General features: G+C 69.5%; 17 protein-coding genes and 1 pseudogene. 5 read left to right on the top strand and 13 right to left on the bottom strand.

Going from position 1 to position 16,580, the window contains the following annotated elements; translation table 11 throughout:
- Positions 1-31: 31 nt before the first annotated feature.
- The gene (locus J4H86_RS18855) at positions 32-670 is read right to left on the bottom strand and encodes a TetR/AcrR family transcriptional regulator (RefSeq protein ID WP_236539162.1); all 639 of its coding nucleotides are present in this window, start codon (positions 668-670) and stop codon (positions 32-34) included.
- A gap of 67 nt (positions 671-737) precedes the next feature.
- Between J4H86_RS18855 and J4H86_RS18860 the strand changes: the two genes are divergently transcribed.
- Positions 738-1,145, top strand: coding sequence for a RidA family protein (locus J4H86_RS18860; RefSeq protein WP_236539163.1), 408 nt, complete (start codon positions 738-740; stop codon positions 1,143-1,145).
- Here the strand turns inward: J4H86_RS18860 and J4H86_RS18865 are convergent.
- Positions 1,142-2,019: pseudogene (locus tag J4H86_RS18865) on the bottom strand (IS5 family transposase). The gene J4H86_RS18860 and the pseudogene J4H86_RS18865 overlap by 4 nt on opposite strands.
- Before the next feature lie 202 nt (positions 2,020-2,221).
- On the opposite strand from J4H86_RS18865, the gene J4H86_RS18870 reads away from it, so the two are divergent.
- Both J4H86_RS18870 and J4H86_RS18875 read left to right on the top strand, forming a co-directional pair.
- On the top strand, positions 2,222-2,605 hold the full coding sequence (locus J4H86_RS18870) for a nuclear transport factor 2 family protein (protein WP_236539165.1): 384 nt from the start codon (positions 2,222-2,224) through the stop codon (positions 2,603-2,605).
- Positions 2,606-2,706: 101 nt separating this feature from the next.
- Positions 2,707-3,306 carry a hypothetical protein gene (locus tag J4H86_RS18875; protein WP_236539166.1) on the top strand — a complete coding sequence of 200 codons (600 nt, stop codon included), beginning with the start codon at positions 2,707-2,709 and terminating at the stop codon, positions 3,304-3,306.
- A gap of 98 nt (positions 3,307-3,404) precedes the next feature.
- Here the strand turns inward: J4H86_RS18875 and J4H86_RS18880 are convergent, their stop codons facing one another.
- Positions 3,405-4,163, bottom strand: a complete 759-nt coding sequence (locus J4H86_RS18880) for an SDR family NAD(P)-dependent oxidoreductase (RefSeq protein ID WP_236539167.1) — start codon at positions 4,161-4,163, stop codon at positions 3,405-3,407.
- 56 nt (positions 4,164-4,219) lie between these two features.
- On the opposite strand from J4H86_RS18880, the gene J4H86_RS18885 reads away from it, so the two are divergent.
- Complete coding sequence (locus J4H86_RS18885; protein WP_236539168.1) at positions 4,220-4,822, top strand: TetR/AcrR family transcriptional regulator; 603 nt, start codon at positions 4,220-4,222, stop codon at positions 4,820-4,822.
- A gap of 12 nt (positions 4,823-4,834) precedes the next feature.
- Here the strand turns inward: J4H86_RS18885 and J4H86_RS18890 are convergent, their stop codons facing one another.
- From J4H86_RS18890 to J4H86_RS18905, 4 genes are all read right to left on the bottom strand, one after another.
- Positions 4,835-5,722: an SAM-dependent methyltransferase gene (locus J4H86_RS18890; RefSeq protein WP_236539169.1), complete on the bottom strand. Its 888-nt coding sequence runs from the start codon at positions 5,720-5,722 to the stop codon at positions 4,835-4,837.
- 170 nt (positions 5,723-5,892) lie between these two features.
- Positions 5,893-6,591: a hypothetical protein gene (locus J4H86_RS18895; RefSeq protein WP_236539170.1), complete on the bottom strand. Its 699-nt coding sequence runs from the start codon at positions 6,589-6,591 to the stop codon at positions 5,893-5,895.
- 236 nt (positions 6,592-6,827) lie between these two features.
- The gene (locus tag J4H86_RS18900) at positions 6,828-9,308 is read right to left on the bottom strand and encodes a tetratricopeptide repeat protein (RefSeq protein ID WP_236539171.1); all 2,481 of its coding nucleotides are present in this window, start codon (positions 9,306-9,308) and stop codon (positions 6,828-6,830) included.
- Between the two features lie 143 nt (positions 9,309-9,451).
- A complete protein-coding gene (locus J4H86_RS18905; protein WP_236539172.1) occupies positions 9,452-10,120 on the bottom strand; it encodes a TetR/AcrR family transcriptional regulator C-terminal domain-containing protein in 669 nt (222 codons plus the stop codon).
- 63 nt (positions 10,121-10,183) lie between these two features.
- Between J4H86_RS18905 and J4H86_RS18910 the strand changes: the two genes are divergently transcribed.
- Positions 10,184-11,053, top strand: a complete 870-nt coding sequence (locus J4H86_RS18910; RefSeq protein ID WP_236539174.1) for a CPBP family intramembrane glutamic endopeptidase — start codon at positions 10,184-10,186, stop codon at positions 11,051-11,053.
- A gap of 481 nt (positions 11,054-11,534) precedes the next feature.
- Here the strand turns inward: J4H86_RS18910 and J4H86_RS18915 are convergent, their stop codons facing one another.
- From J4H86_RS18915 to J4H86_RS18940, 6 genes are all read right to left on the bottom strand, one after another.
- Positions 11,535-12,134, bottom strand: a complete 600-nt coding sequence (locus J4H86_RS18915) for a hypothetical protein (RefSeq protein ID WP_236539175.1) — start codon at positions 12,132-12,134, stop codon at positions 11,535-11,537.
- Positions 12,131-12,601, bottom strand: a complete 471-nt coding sequence (locus J4H86_RS18920; RefSeq protein ID WP_236539177.1) for a hypothetical protein — start codon at positions 12,599-12,601, stop codon at positions 12,131-12,133. The genes J4H86_RS18915 and J4H86_RS18920 overlap by 4 nt, the downstream gene beginning before the upstream one ends.
- 159 nt (positions 12,602-12,760) lie before the next feature.
- Positions 12,761-13,252 (bottom strand): protein-tyrosine phosphatase family protein, encoded by a 492-nt coding sequence (locus tag J4H86_RS18925; RefSeq protein WP_236539180.1) that lies wholly within the window; start codon positions 13,250-13,252, stop codon positions 12,761-12,763.
- 256 nt (positions 13,253-13,508) lie between these two features.
- The gene (locus J4H86_RS18930) at positions 13,509-14,936 is read right to left on the bottom strand and encodes an aldehyde dehydrogenase family protein (RefSeq protein ID WP_236539182.1); all 1,428 of its coding nucleotides are present in this window, start codon (positions 14,934-14,936) and stop codon (positions 13,509-13,511) included.
- Complete coding sequence (locus J4H86_RS18935; protein WP_236539184.1) at positions 14,933-15,772, bottom strand: MBL fold metallo-hydrolase; 840 nt, start codon at positions 15,770-15,772, stop codon at positions 14,933-14,935. Before J4H86_RS18935 ends, J4H86_RS18930 begins: the two co-directional genes overlap by 4 nt.
- Before the next feature lie 27 nt (positions 15,773-15,799).
- Positions 15,800-16,543, bottom strand: a complete 744-nt coding sequence (locus J4H86_RS18940; RefSeq protein WP_236539186.1) for an IclR family transcriptional regulator — start codon at positions 16,541-16,543, stop codon at positions 15,800-15,802.
- Positions 16,544-16,580: the final 37 nt, after the last annotated feature.

Raw genomic sequence — 16,580 nt, forward strand, 5'->3', positions numbered from 1 at the left:
GCGGCCGATGCCCGCGGTGGTCCGGTCAGGATCACTCGTCCGGCCCGGACCGCGTCCCGTCCGGGCGAACGCGCCACCCGGCGCGCACCGAACGGTGACAGCGATCTGGTTCGTCCCCCGCGCTGACGAACAACGCGGTCAGCAGTGTGACGCCGTGGTCGAGAGCGTCCAGTGGCAGCGGGCCGTTGGCTGTCAGCGAGGTCAGTCCGTGTCCGATCGCCCAGCTCTGGGTCGCGAGGTCGACCGGTTCGACGTCGTCGCGGAGCCGTCCGTCGGCCCGTGCCCGGTTGATCGCGCTGACCAGGGTGTTCAGGGTGTCGTCCGCCGCCGCGGCGTCCTCGAGCTCGAAGTTCGCGTCGAACATCACCCGGTAGAGATCGGGTGCGGCCAGGGCGGAGGACACGTAGGCCGAGCCCAGGGCGGCCAGGTCCCGGATCGCGTCCGTCGACGGCGCCACGTTGGCGAGTTCGGCGGACAGTCGGGTGAAACCCTCCTGGCGCAGGGCGCTCCACAGGCCGTCCATCCCTCCGAAGTAGGTGTAGACCGCCATCGTGGAAACGCCGGTGTCGGCGACCAGCGCCCGCGACGTGACCGGCTGCCTGGTACGGAGTAGCTGCGCGGCACGATGCACGAGCAGGGAACGGACAGCGGGATCCTTGGTGCGTGCCATGACTCCCACATTACATAACATCGCTATGCTTGAGTGACGGAATCCGGATCGCACCCGAGGAGTGGTCATGGCTGTACGACTGGTGAACCCCGAAGGACTGCCCAAGCCCGAGGTCTATCGACAGATGTCGGTCGCGACCGGCTCGAGGATGGTGTTCCTCGCGGGACAGGTGGCCCGAGACGCCGACGGTCAGCCCGTGGGTACCGGGGATCTGGCGGCCCAGGTGGAGCAGTGCTACATGAACATCGCCACCGCGCTCGCGGCGGCCGGCGGGTCCTTCGACGACGTCGCCAAGCTGACGATCTATGTCGTCGACTGGGACCCGGAGAAGATGCCTCTCCTCGGCGAGGGCGTGACCCGCGCCGCGGAGCGGCTGGGCGTCGACCCCACCAAACCGATCACCCTGCTCGGCGTCTCCGCGCTGGGTGAGCCCGACCTGCTGGTCGAGGTGGAGGCGACCGCGGTGTTGGACTAGGTCGTGTTTTTTGAACGGGTGAGGTCGCGGAGCCAGATCCGGATGGAGGCGAGTTGAACCGTTCCGTCGTAGATCGCGGCGCGTTTGTCGTATCTGGTCGCGACTGCTCGGTTTTGTTTGGGTAGGTTGATGGATTGTTCGACGGTGTTGCGGTTTCGGTAGGTGTCCCGGTCGAAGGTCGGGGGTCTGCCGCCTTTGGCTCCTTTGCGTTTGCGGTTGGCGCTTTGGTCGTGGGGTTGGGCGATGGTCGCCCGGATGCCTCGTCTGCGCAGGTGGGCCCGGATCGCTGATGAGGAGTAGGCCTTGTCTGCCAGTAGACGGTCTGGGCGAGTCCGTGAGCGGCCGGCGCTGCGCGGTAGCCGTAGCGCGGCCATTAGCGGCTCGAACATGCGGGTGTCCCCGCGTTGGCCGGGGCTGGTGGCGATGGCCAAGGGGCGGCGACGGTTGTCGGCGATCAGGTGAATCTTGGTGGTCAGTCCTCCCCGGGAGCGTCCCAGTGCTTCGGACCCGTCCGGTTCGTTCCGGGCCGCTCCCCCTTTTTTGTGGCGCCGGCGGCGTGGTGGTGGGCGCGCACGGTGGTGGAGTCGATGCCGACCTCGAGGGCCTCGCCGGTGGCGGCGTCGATACGCAGCCGTTCGGCGATCCTGTCCCAGGTCCCGTCCAGTGACCAGCGGCGGTGCCGCCCGGCAGCGGTCTCCCAGGGCCCGTACCGCTCGGGCAGATCCCGCCAGGGGATCCCGGTGCGGGTTCTGAACAGGATCGCGTTGATGACCTTGCGGTGGTCGGCCCACCGCTTTCCTTTGTGGGGGTGGGCGGGCATGAGCGGGGCGAGCAAAGCCCACTCAGCATCGCTAAGTTCATGGCGTCGAACCATGCCACCCAACACTTCCAGACCACCCACCCACCCCGCAGACCTTCCAAAAAACACGACCTAGGTCGTCGCTCGTCACCAGTGGTCGCGTCGTTGGTCTTTCAGCGGGCTTGCACAAGACATAACCCCTGGTTGGAGGTATCGCTGGCCCGGTGGGGAGCACGCTGGAGGGAGGGAGTGAACCACACGAACGCTGGAGGGGACGATGTCCGTCACGGAAGAGAGCGGTGCCGGGTTCGACACGGCGACGCTGCGTCACGCCATCGAGGACCGGGACGTCGACGCGATGCTGGGAATGCTCGCGGAGGACGCCGAGGTGCGCACGGTGAACCGGAACGCGCCTCCAGGAGCGCCGGTCGCGTTGCACGGGCGCTTCGAGATCGAGGGCGCCCTGCGCGACGTGTTCGGTCGCGAGATGACGCACGAACTGCGCAATGTCGTGGTGGAGGGGAACCACGCCGCGTACGAGGAACTATGCACGTATCCCGACGGGACCCAGGTTCTCGGGATCACCATGCTCGACCTGGAGAACGGGCGCATTCGGCGCCAGACCACGGTCGAGGCGTGGGACGAGGAGAAGCCGGGCTGACCTGAACGCGTACCCGGCGCCGATCCGGGCGACCCACCCGTGAACGCGCCTACGGGCACCTTGTTAAGGTGAGTGAGTACTCACTCACCTTGGAGGTGTCTATGACGCGCGCACACGACCGGCCCACGTTCCCGAGGGCCGGCGACCAGGACACGAGCCGTCGATCCGCTCGTGTCCTGGTCGTGGTCGCCGTGGTGGTGGCGGTCCTGGAACTCGGCGCCACCATCGGCAGCGTCGGCGGTGAGCCCTTCGCGCCCGTCGAGGGCTGGACCCCCACCCGGGCCACCGATCTCTGGGCCTTCGCCCTTCTGGTCGTGGGCTGTGGCGCGCTGTTCGGGCTGCGGCGGTCCCCGTCGTTGGCCACGGCCGTGGCGGCCGTGGCCTACGGAGCGTTCATGCTCCTCGGCTACGAGTTCGGCATGTCCCTGCCGGCGATGGCCGCGGTGTTCCTCCTCGTCGCGTGGGGCGGGAGCCGCACGGTCGCCGTGGTCGCGGCGATGGCGTGTCTCGCCTCCACCCTGCTCTGGGTGAACACCCGGGCCGAGGGAGTCGCCGACCCGGGGGTGTCCATGCTGATCTGGGTCGCCTTCGGAACGGTCGCCGCCGTCTTCTTCTACGCCCCGATCCTCGTCGCCGAGATCGTCCGCACCCGACGACTGCTCACCCGCGGCGCTCCCGCGTCTCAGGAGTCGGCTTCCTGACCGCCTTGCCGATGGGAGGCGCGCCAGAGCACGGTCATCGGTGCGGCGGTCGAAGGAGTGCGGCGAGGGCGTCGATCGTCCGTCGCGCCACCAAGGCGCTACAACCGCGATCCCCCGGTGGCGTCGACGGTCTGTGCCGTGACCCAGCGCGCCCGGTCGCTGGCCAGGTAGCTGATCACGTCGGCCACGTCCTCAGGGGTGCCGACCCGGCCGAACGCCGAGACGGCGGCGGCGCCGTCCCGGGCGCCGGGCGCGTCGATCCAGTCGGCGTTGAGGTCGGTGTCGATGATGCCGGGGGCGACCGTGTTCACGGTGATGCCTCGCTGGGCCAGCTCCGGTGCGACGGCCCGCATCACTCCTTCCAGTCCGGCCTTGGAGGCGGTGTAGGCGAGATGGGTCGGTGCCGCGACACGCGTGTAGCCGGTCGAGACCGCGATCACCCGTCCGTCGTCGTTCAACGACGCGGACAGGTGGTGCAGCAGGAACAGCGGTGCGGTGAGGTTCACCGCCTGCACACGCGCATAGGTCTCGGGGTCGAGGTCGGAGAGCACCTGAGCGCCATTGATGCCGGCGTTGCTCACGAACACGTCCGTGCCGGTGAAACCGTTCTCGGCCACCGCGCGCTTCCATTCGGCGGCGATGGCCGCTGCCGCCGTCTCACCTTCGGCCAGGTCGGCCTGGATGAGGACCGGCGTCGCGCCGTGCGAGAGCACGCGCTCCGCCGTTCGTTCGCCGGCGGAGCGGTCACGTCCGAAGTGGATGCCGATCAGCGAGACGCCGTCACGGGCCAGTGCCGCCGCGGTGGCGGAGCCGATCCCCCGGGACGCGCCGGTGACGAGAGCTGTGGATCGAGACATGAATCCTCCGTAGTGATCATTACGAAATGCCGTCATGGGATACCGTAGCAGTCACTATGGAAAAGACTCGCAAGGCAGGACGCCCGCGCTCATTCGACCCGGATCAGGCGTTGGACCAGGCGCTCCTGGTGTTCTGGGAGCACGGTTACGAGGGCGCGAGCATGGCATCGCTCCAAGCCGCCACCGGGTTGACGGCTCCCGCGCTCTATCGTGCGTTCGACTCCAAGGAGCGCCTGTTCGAGCTCGCTGTGCGGCGCTACCAGGAGCGATACGCCTTCGCCGCCCGCTCCGACCTCCCATTCGCGGAGGCCATCGCCCACTACCTGGACCGGGCCGCTCGGGAGTTCACCACCGACCCCGGACGAGGGTGCCTCGTCTCCACCGGGCTGCTCGCCACCGGCCGCGACTCCGAGCTCGCCGCCGCGGTGGTGCGGGCGGAACGTGACCAGGCCCTGGCGAACCTGCGAGGTCGCATCATCGACGCCCGGGCGCGCGGGGAGCTACCTCCAACCACCGACACCGAAGGACTCGCGCGCACCATCGGAGCGTTGATCCAGGGAATGTCCGTACAGGCCCGAGACGGCGCCGGCTACCGGGAACTCGCCACCATCGCCACCGCCGCCCGAGACCTGCTGCCAACGGACGTCCCCGGGGCCTGACCTCGGCGGAGGCTACTCCGCGCGCAGCACTCCGCCGTACTCGTAGCCGCGGCGGGTGTGCTTGGAGGCGCCGAGGTAGGGGGCGACCACGGGGTGCGGGTCCGGCAGCGGGGGCTGGTCGGGGTCGGGGCGCCAGTCGTTGACGTCGCACAGACCCGGGGGCACCGGGTCAAGGCCCGCGAGCAGGGCGTCCACCTCGCGGGGTTCACGGGTACGGAACGTCATACCGATGGCCGCCGCGTTGGCGTCCACCTCCGCGCGCGTCGACTCGATCTCGGAGACGACCGCCGACAGTGCGAGGAAGCTGCCGGGGGCCGCCGGTTCGAGGCAGCCGAACGCGATCCGGCGCACCTCGGAGTCGTCGGGGACGTAGTGCAGGATGGAGAGCATCAACACCGCGACCGGCCGGGAGAGGTCGATCAGCTCCTTCGTCTCCGCGGCGTTCAGGATCGCCTCGGTGTCGCCGATGTCGGCCTGGATGAAGGCGGTCGAGGCGTCCTTGGCCAGGAGCGCGCGGCCGTGCGCGAAGACGATGGGATCGTTGTCCACGTACACCACCCGGGCGTCCGGGCGGAACTCCTGGGCCACCTCGTGCACGTTGTTGTCCGACGGCAAACCCGACCCCAGGTCGATGAACTGGTCGATGCCGGCGTCCCGCGCCAGGTAGCGCACCGCCCGATACAGGAACCGGCGGTTCTCCCGCGCGACGTCCACCGCCTCGGGGTACTGCTTCAGCCCCTCCGCGGCGGCTTCGCGGTCGATCGCGAAGTTGTCCTTACTGCCCAGGTGCAGGCCGTAGATACGGGCCGGTGTGGGGCGATCGGTCGGGATCGCGGGCGGTGGCGCGCCCGCGTCGGGTTCCCGGGCCGCCTGCCGCATGAACTCTGTCGGGTCTGCCATCGTGTCGGGCTCCTGGGGGGAGAGGTCCGCGCCACCGACAACCGTCGTGGCGCCTGGCGTCACGGGGAGTGTAGAAGCCGAACGGCCGACGCAGGAGGCCCAGAAATCGGAGCGTGGCGACCCGGGCCCCGGTGGCCCCGGGCCTCAGGTCGCCACGGTGAACCTCGCCCTCAGGTCCGTGGCGTTGGTGCCGTGGCCACGGACACCGCCGGCCGCGTCGCGCCGGGCCGTAGCGTGGCGACCACGAGCAGCGCGGTCACCAGCAGCTCCTGGAAGACGCGCCGTACCCAGTTGAGCGCGGTCCACGCCTCGACCTCCGCGAGGAGCTGGCCGGTGACCACGGTGTCCGCCGGTAGCTGCCCCCACGCCATGGCGGTGGGCGCGAAGTACACGGCGCTGACCATCCGCATGCCGTAGAACGCCACCATCGCGACCAGTAGCAGCGTGCGGCGCCCACGGTCGTGCCAGTTCAGCATCACCGCCGCCGGGAGCAACACCCACTCGAAGGTCAGGTGGACCGTCATGAAGTAGAACCCGAAGGCGGGGATCCGCGTGAACTCGAACGCCGACTGCGCGTCGGGCGTCAACAGGTCGCCCAGAATGGCGGCGCCCAGCGACATGAAGGCGATCGCGCACGCCACGTAGAGCGGTATCTGGGCCCAGCGGGGCGAGCGCTGCCCCCGGGCCGCGAGCCGTGGTGCCAGGAGCATCGCGATCACCCCCCACACCAGCCCGAACCCCGCCAGCGGGAGCGAGGCGTCCACGGCCACTCCGGACACCGCGCCGAACCCGGTGCTCGCGAACGGGATGAGCAGGAGTGCGGGACGGAAACCCGTCGATGGGTGCGTTGTGGATTCGCCGGAACGCATGGAATCCCCCAGGTGCGTCTTCTCGGTGGATGCGCGGGTGCCGGCGCTGGTCACCCGGGCACCGAGTGACTCCGTACCCTCCGATTCTGCGCCTGGGGCCTACAGTGTGATATTGGGCACGTCACCCACGTGACCCTGACGTCACCCGGAGTGGCGAGTCCGGGGATGGGGTCGAGAGATCGGGTGTGACCTGGGCGGACATGTGGCGCCACGGCGGGACCGCAGCGGCGGTCGGACTAAGGGTGTCCCCAGTGCCAACTGACCCCTTCCACCCGGCCGTTCGCCTGTTCGGCGAAGTAGGGGAAGTAGTCAGGGCTCAGGGCGTCCTGCCACGCCACCAACAGCGCGCCGAGGTCGGTCGGGTCCCCGACCGGGGTGTACAACCAGGCCTCGTCCGCCTCGCCACCCCGGGGGCGCAGGTTGACGAACACCTCGTCCTCGAACTGGCTCACGATCAGGCGGCCGGCCGGACACGGGTACTCCAACGACGTAAACGTCGCACGTTGGATGTCCATGTCGTCGGGCCGCCAGCCTCCGTTCCAGAGCACGTCGGCGAGCGTCCGGTCCATCCGCTCCGGTTCCGGCCGGGGATCCACGACGGACACGAATCGTTCATCGGTGCGCATGTGTTCGAAGTCGGTGTCGTCACGGATCTCCGATCGGAGCGACGGCTTCAGCTTCAGCGTCGCCGCGATGTCCTCGATGGCCGCGTCCACGTCGCCGAGTTGGGCGTACGCGGCGGCGCGGAACCAGAACGTGTTGGCGTGCCTCGGTTGGAGTCGCGCCGCCGAGGTCGCGGCCGCGACGGCGAGCTCGTGCCGGCCGGCGGTGTGCGCCGTGGCCGCCTTCTGGTACCAGCCGGGGAAGTAGTCGGGGAGCCGTCGGGTGAGTTCCTCGAGCAGGGTCAGCCCCTCGGCTCCGCGGCCCTCCATCGACAGACACTTCGCGTGTTCGATCAGTGCTGGGCCGACCTCGTACCCGAGTTCGACGCACTGACGGTACTCCGAGCCCGCGTGGTCCGCCCCGACGAGCCGGAGCAGCCGCGCCCGTTGGAAGCGGGCCGGTGCGTGGCGAGAGTCGCGCTGGATCGCGGCGTTGAATCCTTCCAAGGCCAGGTGGGGTTGGTCGTCGGCCAGAGCGGCGACGCCCCGCTCGAACCACAGGGCGGCGCTGCCGCCGGCCGGGTCACTGGATATCTGCCGCTCCACGGTGAGCAGCGCCCGTGGGGCCGGCGGACGGGTTGACTCGCTCCACTCGTTGTCCGGGTCCCAGTCGACGGACAACAGGAAGCTGGTCGACTCGTTCGTTGCCACGTCGAACCGGTGGATCGGGCACAGCAGGGACAGGGATTGCAGCAGCGATCCCAACGTCTTCGCGCATCGAACGGAGTTCTGGTGGGTGCCGATCACGTCCAACACGGTCGCCAGCTGGTCGCGGTTACCTCGCCCTGATCCGAGATCGAACACGTCGATGTCGAAGACGGCGGGAGAGCCGAACGTCGACTCCTCACCCTCGGGCAGCCACACGGTGAGTCGGAGTGATTCCGCGAGGGTGGGGAGCACGCCGACCATGTGGTCCACGCGCAGGGTCGTTCCGTGGCCGGTGCGCAACGCTCGGCTGACGGTCGCCGGTCGGCCGGGTTGTGTCTGGAACCAGCCGGCTTGCTCGAGCCGGGCACCAACGTGCCGGGATCGGGCGTCGGCCCCGGCGGGAGCCGGGGCGGGGGAGCGGGGGGCGTCGGGGTGCCGGACTCGATGCCACTCGTCGTCCTGGCCCATTCGGTGGACGGTGGCGTAGGCCGCGAAGAGTGCCTTGCCGAGCTCGAGCAGGTTGTCCTCTGTCAGGCGGTGCTGCCAGGAACGCAGAACCTCGATGAGCCGGTCGGCGTCCTCGGGACGGTTGATCCCATCGACCTTGAGCAGGAAGTAGCTGTCGTCACGGGAGACCCGCACACGGGTCTCGACTCCGCCGTTGATGTGGAGGTTTCCCGCGCTTATGCGCAGTGAGCCGCGGTCGACGTAGAACGACTCCAGCTCGTCACGGAGCTGGGCCTCGTCCGGGCTGGTCCGCCAGCCGACTGCGGTGAGGGCCTTGTGCAGCCGGTCCTCGACGGGATCGGCGTAGGTGATGTCCTCGTCGGGAGTGCTGTGCCACGTGGTGGCGGTGACGGTGCCGCCGCTCGCCGTGGCCTCAGTGGTCGTGACCGTGCCGCGGCCCGTGGGGCGGTCGTCGGAGTGGAGGTCGTCGTCGTGGTCCTCGCCGTCGCCGAGCTGGGAGGTGAGCGGACGGAGGCGTCCACCGTCGCCGTGGACGAAGACCTGGCAAACCTCGAGGAGTGTGGCGATCGTGGCGGGGACCAGCCGATCGGTGTACTGCTCGTGCCGTCCGGACTGGACCAGGACGTCCAGCACCGTGGTCAGGGTGTCGGTTCCCCGTCCCGAGGGACCGAGGAAATCCACGAACACCCGCACCTCGGCCTCGGGGGTGTTCCACTGGAGGTCAAGGTATTCCGGTAGGCCTCCGGGTTCGCTCGCCACCACGTAGTCGCATTTGCACGCCCAGCCGAAGCGGCGCAGGGACACGCTGGCGACGAAGTCGGTGGCGATGCCCGCGTCCCACAGGATCGTGTCCGACGCCCATCCCGCGGCGGTCAGGGTGGAGATGATCCGGGACCGGCGTTCGTTCTGGGCGGTGGTGAGGTCCCCGGCGAGCGGCATGGAGGGAGGTTCCTGTCCGGACGGGGTGGAGGTCTGCTCCACGGGAAACGTGCGGTGTCGAGGGAAACCTAGGGTCTGGCACCGACATTTCCGTCTTGTCCCCGCGCGGGGCGCGCTCGCTCGTCGGCTGTGGTGTTGATGGGTCAGCCGTCGCGTTGTGCCCTGATGCCAGCGATCACCAGATCGAGCACCTGGTCGAAGTACGTGTTCTCGACCGCCAGGGCGTCGGGCTCCGAGACCGCCGTGGTCCGGGCGTTGTCGTGGGTCTCCGGGGCGGTCGCGCGGGTGGTGCGCATGGCGACCGTGGTGATCGCGGCGCCGACGAGTTGGTGGGACATCGCCCGGATGGCGACGGCCTGTTGCTGTTCGGTCCCGCCGTGGTCGTGCAGCGCGGTGATGATCCGCCGTGACAGGGCGACGGCGTTGGGTCCGATCAGCGGGCGCGACCCCGCGAACTCCGCGGCCCAGGCGTGGGCCGTCAACGCGGCGTAGAACCGGTGCGCGGTCCGCTTGACGGCGACGTCCCAGGTGACGTCCGGCCCGGGTAGGTCCGCGGCGGCGCCGGCGAGGATCTCGTCCACGGCGAGGTCGACGAGGTCCTCGCGGCGTTCCACGTGCCAGTAGAGGCTCGTGGCGTGCACGCCGAGCTCGGCGGCGACCTTGCGCATGGTGAGCGCCCGGGTGCCCTCCCGGTCCAGGAGCGCGATCGTCGCGGTGACGATGCGTTCGCGGCTGAGCGCGGGTTGGGACCGGCGGCCACGCGGAGGGCGCGCGAAGACGCTGTCGATCTGCGGGGCGTGGGGATCGTCCATGTCTCTCACTCTACCCAGAATCCTACGTTGTTGGATTCAATCCAACAGTGTATGGTTCCGGCCATGGCAACCCACACCGCTCCGTCACAGGAGCACACCTCCACCTCCGCACCGGACCTGGCCCGCGCCACCACCCTCGCCCCGCGCGGCCTCACGGCGTTCTTCGTGATCGCCTTCGCGTTCTCCTGGACCGCCTGGTGGGCCGGCACCACCCTGGTCGACCTCGGCGACCCCATGCCCGTCGTCATCCTCGGCAGTTTCGGCCCGATGGTGGCCGCGATCCTGGTCACCGCCGCCACCCAGGGGCGACGGGGAGTCGGCGCGCTCTTCCGGCGCTACTCCCTCCGACACCGAGGCGGGATCGCCCCCTACGTCATCGCCGCCCTCGTCGTCCTGGCCATCGCCGCCTCCGCCGCGGTGCCCGTACTCCTCGGAGAGGCGTTCATCGACGAGGGCGAACTCAACGCCGCCCTGGCCATCGTGCCGATCCAGTTCCTGGTCATCGCCCTCGCCGGCGGTGGCAACGAAGAGCTCGGCTGGCGTGGCTTCGCCCAGCCACGGCTTCAGGGCGCGTTGCCTCCGCTGGCGGCCAACGTGCTCCTCGGCGGGATCTGGGCCGTGTGGCACGCACCGCTGTTCGCCGTGGCCGGCACCGCCCAGGCCGACATGTCCTTCCCGGCCTATGCCCTGCTCTGTGTGGGTCTCACGGTGGTCCTGGGGCACGTCTTCAACGCCGCCCGCGGCGGTGTCCTCGCCCCCGTGCTGGCCCACGCCGCGATCAACGTCGTCTCCGGCCTCAAGGCGACGCTCGTCGGCTCCCCCGCCAGCCCGGTGGAGATCGCCTGCGTCGCCCTCGCCGCGCTGCTCCTCATGGCCGTCACCCGCAACCGCCTGGGCCTGCGCGCACCCGCCGCGGAGACCCCAGACCGTTGACCGGCAGCCCACCCGCGGACGAGGACGCCGCCGACCGTCACCCCCCGACGTTTCGCGGCGTCCTTCGCGTGCCCGACCGGGGCCGCGTCGGCGTCCGACGGCAGTTCGACGCCGCGCGGACCGCGCGGCATCGGCGCGATCGTCCTACACCGAGCGCGAAGGTCGCCGCGTGGGCGCCGGCCCGCGCCCACGACAGGGCGTCCCGCGCCACCCGAAGCAGCCCCTCACCGGTGGTCCCACCGCGCTCGTCGGCCACCGCGACCGCACCCCCAGGGCTCTGGGTGGCGGCGTCCCTGTCCGTGCCGGACACCGACGCCGGAGACCGGAGCCCGAGCACTCGCCCGAAGACCGCCATGGCGAGACCGCCGATAAGGCCATACTCAGCGCACCGCCCAGACCCCTGCTGATGTCCGGGACCGCGACCGCCGTCCGGCCCGGTTCTCGACGTGATCGTGCCCGTCCCCTCGGCTCCTGTGGCGCGTCACCACGGCGCGTGTCGCCACACGGGACAACGGAGCACACACGCCGCCCCCTCGGGCTTCGCCTCCGGGTCGATGACCGACGCCTCCTCGACGGAGCCGGCCAGGGCGACGAGGTCGACCCCGGGGGAGTCGGACCGAAGTCGGACGTACCTCCCGTCAGGGGACTCCATGCGTACCTCGGTCCATCCTCGTGGCCACCGGTCCTTGGTGTCCGCCAGCATGCTGTCGCGGAGGGCCGCCCGCATGGTCACCACGAGCACGCCGTCCCGTTCCTCGCACCTCTCCTCGCGGGGTTCCACGCCGGGCTCCGCCCCGCACTCCGCCGGGTTGAGCACGTCGGAGTCGAAGGCGTTCGCGGAGTCGCCGCCGTCGGGCAGGGGGACGGGCTCGGATCCCAGCAGGACCGTCCGCCCCAGCCAGTCGCGGTAGACGAACTCGGGGAACACCGACTCGTCGTGGACGTGGGCCAGTCGCCACCCGGAGGAGTTCAGGACGGACACCGAGGAGTACTCACCAAAGGCCGCGGCGGCCTCCTCCCGCTCCCCTCGGGCTTCCACGAGACGCATCGCGCTGTCGGCGAGCAGGAGCGACGCGGTCATCGCCCCGAGAGCACCGGCACCCGCAGTCCAGGCCGCGGAACCCTCCCCCCGAGCCACAGCGTCACGAACACCAGGGGAACCGGCAGCGCCAGGAAGAGGTACACCGCCCAGCCCCAGACCTGTATGTGGCTCTCCAACGCGAACACCACACAGAGGATCGCCGCGGCCCCCACCAACAACCCGATTCCCAACGGCGCCCGCACCCTCCGCGCCCGCAACGCCACACCCGAGGCCACGGCCGCGCCCCCCGCCACCGGCGAGAAGAAGACGAGGTTCTCCCGAATCGGCTCGTTGTAGCCCTCGTGCGCGACCAGGAACCACAACACCATCGCGAGCATCGTCGCCGGCGTGTGCACCAGAGCCACGACGACGATGACCCGAAGCCGAAGCTCGTGGGGCGGGGTGGATGCCGCCCACCGAGCACGGCGGATACCGAGACCCGATTCGGCCGATCGTCCGAAGCGCATACCTCAAGATCGAAGCGCTACACGTCGTCACCGATCCACCCAACGGCCACATGTGGACGCGGCGACCCCGTCGAATTGATCGTGAATCGGGGGCTATGTCCGTGGATTCGTTTTTGACGGCGGCGTAGTCCGTTCCCAATCGCGACCGCCGAGCGGGACTCACCGCGCTGCCCACCCCATCGTCACGCTGAGGCGGTCACCCCAGGAGAGCCGGTGCTCGCCGACTCCGTCGGCGGTCGTGACTCGCGACCGCCGCAATGTGGCTATCGCGTCCTCGGGACCAAGGCCAGTGGCGCGCAGGAGAGCGTAGGAGAACATGCCTGTCCGATGAATCCCCGCTGAGCAGTGGACGACGACGCCGGCGCCCTCGCGCAGGATCTGGGTCAGCCCACTCAACGCACTGGCCAGCTCATGGTCGCGCGCTGGCGGGGGGACGTCCCCGTTGGCGAGTTCCACCCAGACCCACTCCAGACCCGCCGCGCGAGCGGCGGCCCCGATCTCCCGCGCCCCTTCGCGTGTGGACAGTAGCGAAACCAGGTGGGTCGCTCCCAACGATCTCATCGCGGGGAGCGACTTCACCCGGGGGCGATGCGACACCGCGATCGTTCCAACGCCGATCGCGACGAAGTCCAGCGTCAGAGCACGAACCATTCCCGGACGGTATCGCTCTGGCACGACCCGTCACGCCCCCCTCCCCATGCCCATGACGTGTCCACCGTCCCGGTCGTAGCTGAGCAGGCGGGGGTCGATCGCCGTCGCGGCGACGTGGGGATCTGCTGGGCGATGTCCTCGCTGACCTCGCGGACGAGGTCCTGGAGCGGCTGGTCCACGACTGCCGGGGGCACGGGGCGCTGGCCACAAGACGCGGCGAGGTTCGCCATCTGGAATCGGGGCGACAGCTATTCGGTTATCCGGTCCAGCGCGTCTCGAGACGTGGATTGGTCAGGAGGTTCAGCATGTGGGGACTTCCGAACGCGGTCCCGTTCCCTGATTCGCCCCAGCCCGTCATGGGTGTGTCCGGCGCGTCGTGGTTCGTCACGTCGTTGACGCGTACGGTGCCACACCGCAGTGAGTTCGCGACGGCCGCGGCGGTGTCCGTGGAGCTCGTGTGGACACTGGCCACCAGACCAAAGGGTGAACGCGCCTCGAACTCCAGCAACTGCGAGATCCCGGCGAACGACCGGATCCCGGCCACGGGCCCGAAGACCTCCTGGTTCCAGATCGGCATCGACGCGTCGACTCCGCCGAGGACGACGGGACGCATGAACCGTGACCGGATGACGGGGCCGAGAAGGAGTTCCGCTCCCGCGAGGATCGACTCCTCAGCGATGGTGGCCACGCGATCCACGGATGACTCGTCGATCAGCGGCCCCATGTCCACGTCATCGACCGCCGGGTCGCCGACGATGAGCCGTGCCGCGCGATCCACGAACGCCGCGGAGAAATCGTCGAGGACCTGCTCCTCGACGAGGTATCGGCCCGCCGCCATGCAGATCTGGCCCGAGTGCAGGAAGCCGCTCCGGACGGCGCACGCGGCGGCGTGCTCGACGTCGGCGTCGGCGAACACGATGAACGGGTTCTTACCACCCAGCTCCAATCCGCACTTCTTCAGGTTCGCCCCCGCCAACGCGCCCACTCGTCGACCCACGGGCGTGGACCCGGTGAAGAGTACCGACCCGACCGCGGGGTGCTCGCAGAGGACCTCGCCGACAGCGGCGTCTCCGGGGAGCACCGTGAGGAGCCCGCTGGGTAGGCCAGCGGCCCGCAGGATGTACGGGAGCAGGAGACCACCCGAGACCGGTGTCCGCGGATCGGGCTTCAGCACCACCGAATTACCGGCGGCGAGCGCGGGCGCGAGGCATCGCATCGCCAGGACCAGCGGGGCGTTGAAGGGAGTGATGACGCTGACCACACCAACGGGGCGAAGATCCACCGACTGGTCGCGGTCACCGGACGTCGACACCGTCCGTTCGATGTACGGAGCGAGCGTCGCGGCGAACCGAACCTCGGCCTTGGCGGCGGCGACCTCCCGCTCGGCCTTGGCCCGGGTAGCTCCCGCCTCCCGGGTCAACCAGAAGACGAGCTCCTCCCGGTGCGCCTCGATGGCGCGTTCGAGGCCAGCGATCGCCGCGCAGCGCTCCTGGGCGGACACCTCGCCCCAGCGACGTTGATGTTGGGCCGACGCGGCGATCCCCGACGCGGCCTGGGCGCTGTCGGCGATGGCGACGGTGGCGAGCCGCTCCCCAGCCACGCCGTGAATCTCACGTCGCTCCGTGGTCCGCTGCCAGGCGCCGTCGGCGAATACGCCGAACTCAGTCCCTACGCCGGCAGTCACGCCGAGACCTCCATCGTCCACAAGTCGTGCCCGACGTGGAGTTCCCCCTCGAATCCGCCGGCGCGGACGTCGTCCGCGAAGCCCCTCTCCTCCTCAGCCGTGGTCGGCGAGGGTTCGAGATGGGTCAGGACGAGCCTGCGGACACCGGCCTTCGCGGCCATGCCGCCCAGGGCCACGCAGTCGGCGTGATACTCGGCGATGTAGGTACGTCCAGACCCGATGAGCGCGGGGCGAACCGCCTCGTGCACCAGGAGGTCGGCGCCCTGAGCCAGATCGGCCACCTGACCACACACCCGCGTGTCGCCACTGACGACCACGACGGTTCCGTCCGTGGCCGTCACTCGGTACGCCACGGCGGGGTCCACCGGTTCGTGCTCGACCTTGACCGCTTCGACGGTCAGGTTTCGTCCCGTCCACACCCGCTGGACCGATCCGCTCGGCTCGAACTCCAGCCAACTCGGCCGAGGGATCGCGGCGCGGCCGGTGTGGAGTCGACGAACCCGCTCGTCGTCATCCCACAGATCGAGAACCTGACGACCGAACCGCGTCAACGGCCCGGCGGGGGCCACGACGTCCAGAGGCTCCGTGGCACCCAGTACCCAGCGTGTGATCAACACGTCGGGGACGGCCATGAGGTGGTCCGAATGGTGGTGCGTGAGGAACAGCGCGTCGAGTTCCTTCACCGACACGTTCAGGTCCGCGAGACGACAGACCGTACCGCGTCCAGCGTCGATCTGGATCAGCTCCTCGCCGCATCGAACAAGCGTGCCGGCGCCCGCTCGCCCGGGCGAGGGCAGAGGTGTGCCGGTACCGGTCAGGGTGACCGAAGTGATCAAGTGTTCTCCTCAATTCGACGCGGAGACTCAGCGATCCGGATTCGTGCTGAGCCACATGCGAGAGATCGTGTTCGCCGCGGTCCGGAGCGCGTGGACATACCGCTGGACGTGCGCCGTCTCGTCGAAGGGGTGGACGATCGACAACGCGGCGACGGCGTACTGGTCGATACCGAATACCGGGGCGGCGACGGAGATCGTGCCGATCGAGTTCTCCTGGGTGGCCATCGACCACCCACGTGTCCGGGTCGTGGCGAGATCCTGACGCAGCGCGGAGGCGGTGCGAATGGTGTGCTTCGTGACAGGTGCGAGCCCCGCGTCAACGATCTCCTGGACCCGCTCGGGAGAGGAGAACGCGAGGAGTGCCTTTCCGACGGACGTCGAGTGCGCGGGCAACCTGCCCCCGACACGAGCTGGGGTCGCTACCGCGCTGCGGCCGGACAACTGTTGGACCACGAGCACGCTGCCGTGCTCCAGTACGCCCAGGTGCACGTTCTGGGATGTCGCCGACTGGATGTCCTGCATGATCGGGAGGGCGACCTCGCGCAGCGCGTTGTGGAACGGAGCGCGCATGCCGAGTTCGAACATCTTCCCACCGATTTGGTACTGACGTTCTACTTTCTCCAGGAATCCCTCCTCGCAAAGGTCGCGAAGGATGCGCAACGCCGTAGAGGTCGGGACTCCGCTTCGGCGGGAGATATCACTGAGGCTCAGCGGGGTAGCGCTCTTCTCGAACACCAGAAGAATGCGCAGCACCTTGCGGCTCGCGCTCATGGGTGTGGGTTCCCCATCGTTCGCGGGGGCCGCCTCG

It is taken from the genome of Spiractinospora alimapuensis (genome assembly GCF_018437505.1).
GTDB classification, from domain to species: domain Bacteria; phylum Actinomycetota; class Actinomycetes; order Streptosporangiales; family Streptosporangiaceae; genus Spiractinospora; species Spiractinospora alimapuensis.

Coding starts and splice junctions, on each gene's coding strand:
- J4H86_RS18855 (WP_236539162.1), bottom strand. CDS start 670: ATGGCACGCACCAAGGATCCCGCTGTCCGTTCCCTGCTCGTGCATCGT.
- J4H86_RS18860 (WP_236539163.1), top strand. CDS start 738: ATGGCTGTACGACTGGTGAACCCCGAAGGACTGCCCAAGCCCGAGGTC.
- J4H86_RS18870 (WP_236539165.1), top strand. CDS start 2,222: ATGTCCGTCACGGAAGAGAGCGGTGCCGGGTTCGACACGGCGACGCTG.
- J4H86_RS18875 (WP_236539166.1), top strand. CDS start 2,707: ATGACGCGCGCACACGACCGGCCCACGTTCCCGAGGGCCGGCGACCAG.
- J4H86_RS18880 (WP_236539167.1), bottom strand. CDS start 4,163: ATGTCTCGATCCACAGCTCTCGTCACCGGCGCGTCCCGGGGGATCGGC.
- J4H86_RS18885 (WP_236539168.1), top strand. CDS start 4,220: ATGGAAAAGACTCGCAAGGCAGGACGCCCGCGCTCATTCGACCCGGAT.
- J4H86_RS18890 (WP_236539169.1), bottom strand. CDS start 5,722: ATGGCAGACCCGACAGAGTTCATGCGGCAGGCGGCCCGGGAACCCGAC.
- J4H86_RS18895 (WP_236539170.1), bottom strand. CDS start 6,591: ATGCGTTCCGGCGAATCCACAACGCACCCATCGACGGGTTTCCGTCCC.
- J4H86_RS18900 (WP_236539171.1), bottom strand. CDS start 9,308: ATGCCGCTCGCCGGGGACCTCACCACCGCCCAGAACGAACGCCGGTCC.
- J4H86_RS18905 (WP_236539172.1), bottom strand. CDS start 10,120: ATGGACGATCCCCACGCCCCGCAGATCGACAGCGTCTTCGCGCGCCCT.
- J4H86_RS18910 (WP_236539174.1), top strand. CDS start 10,184: ATGGCAACCCACACCGCTCCGTCACAGGAGCACACCTCCACCTCCGCA.
- J4H86_RS18915 (WP_236539175.1), bottom strand. CDS start 12,134: ATGACCGCGTCGCTCCTGCTCGCCGACAGCGCGATGCGTCTCGTGGAA.
- J4H86_RS18920 (WP_236539177.1), bottom strand. CDS start 12,601: ATGCGCTTCGGACGATCGGCCGAATCGGGTCTCGGTATCCGCCGTGCT.
- J4H86_RS18925 (WP_236539180.1), bottom strand. CDS start 13,252: ATGGTTCGTGCTCTGACGCTGGACTTCGTCGCGATCGGCGTTGGAACG.
- J4H86_RS18940 (WP_236539186.1), bottom strand. CDS start 16,543: ATGAGCGCGAGCCGCAAGGTGCTGCGCATTCTTCTGGTGTTCGAGAAG.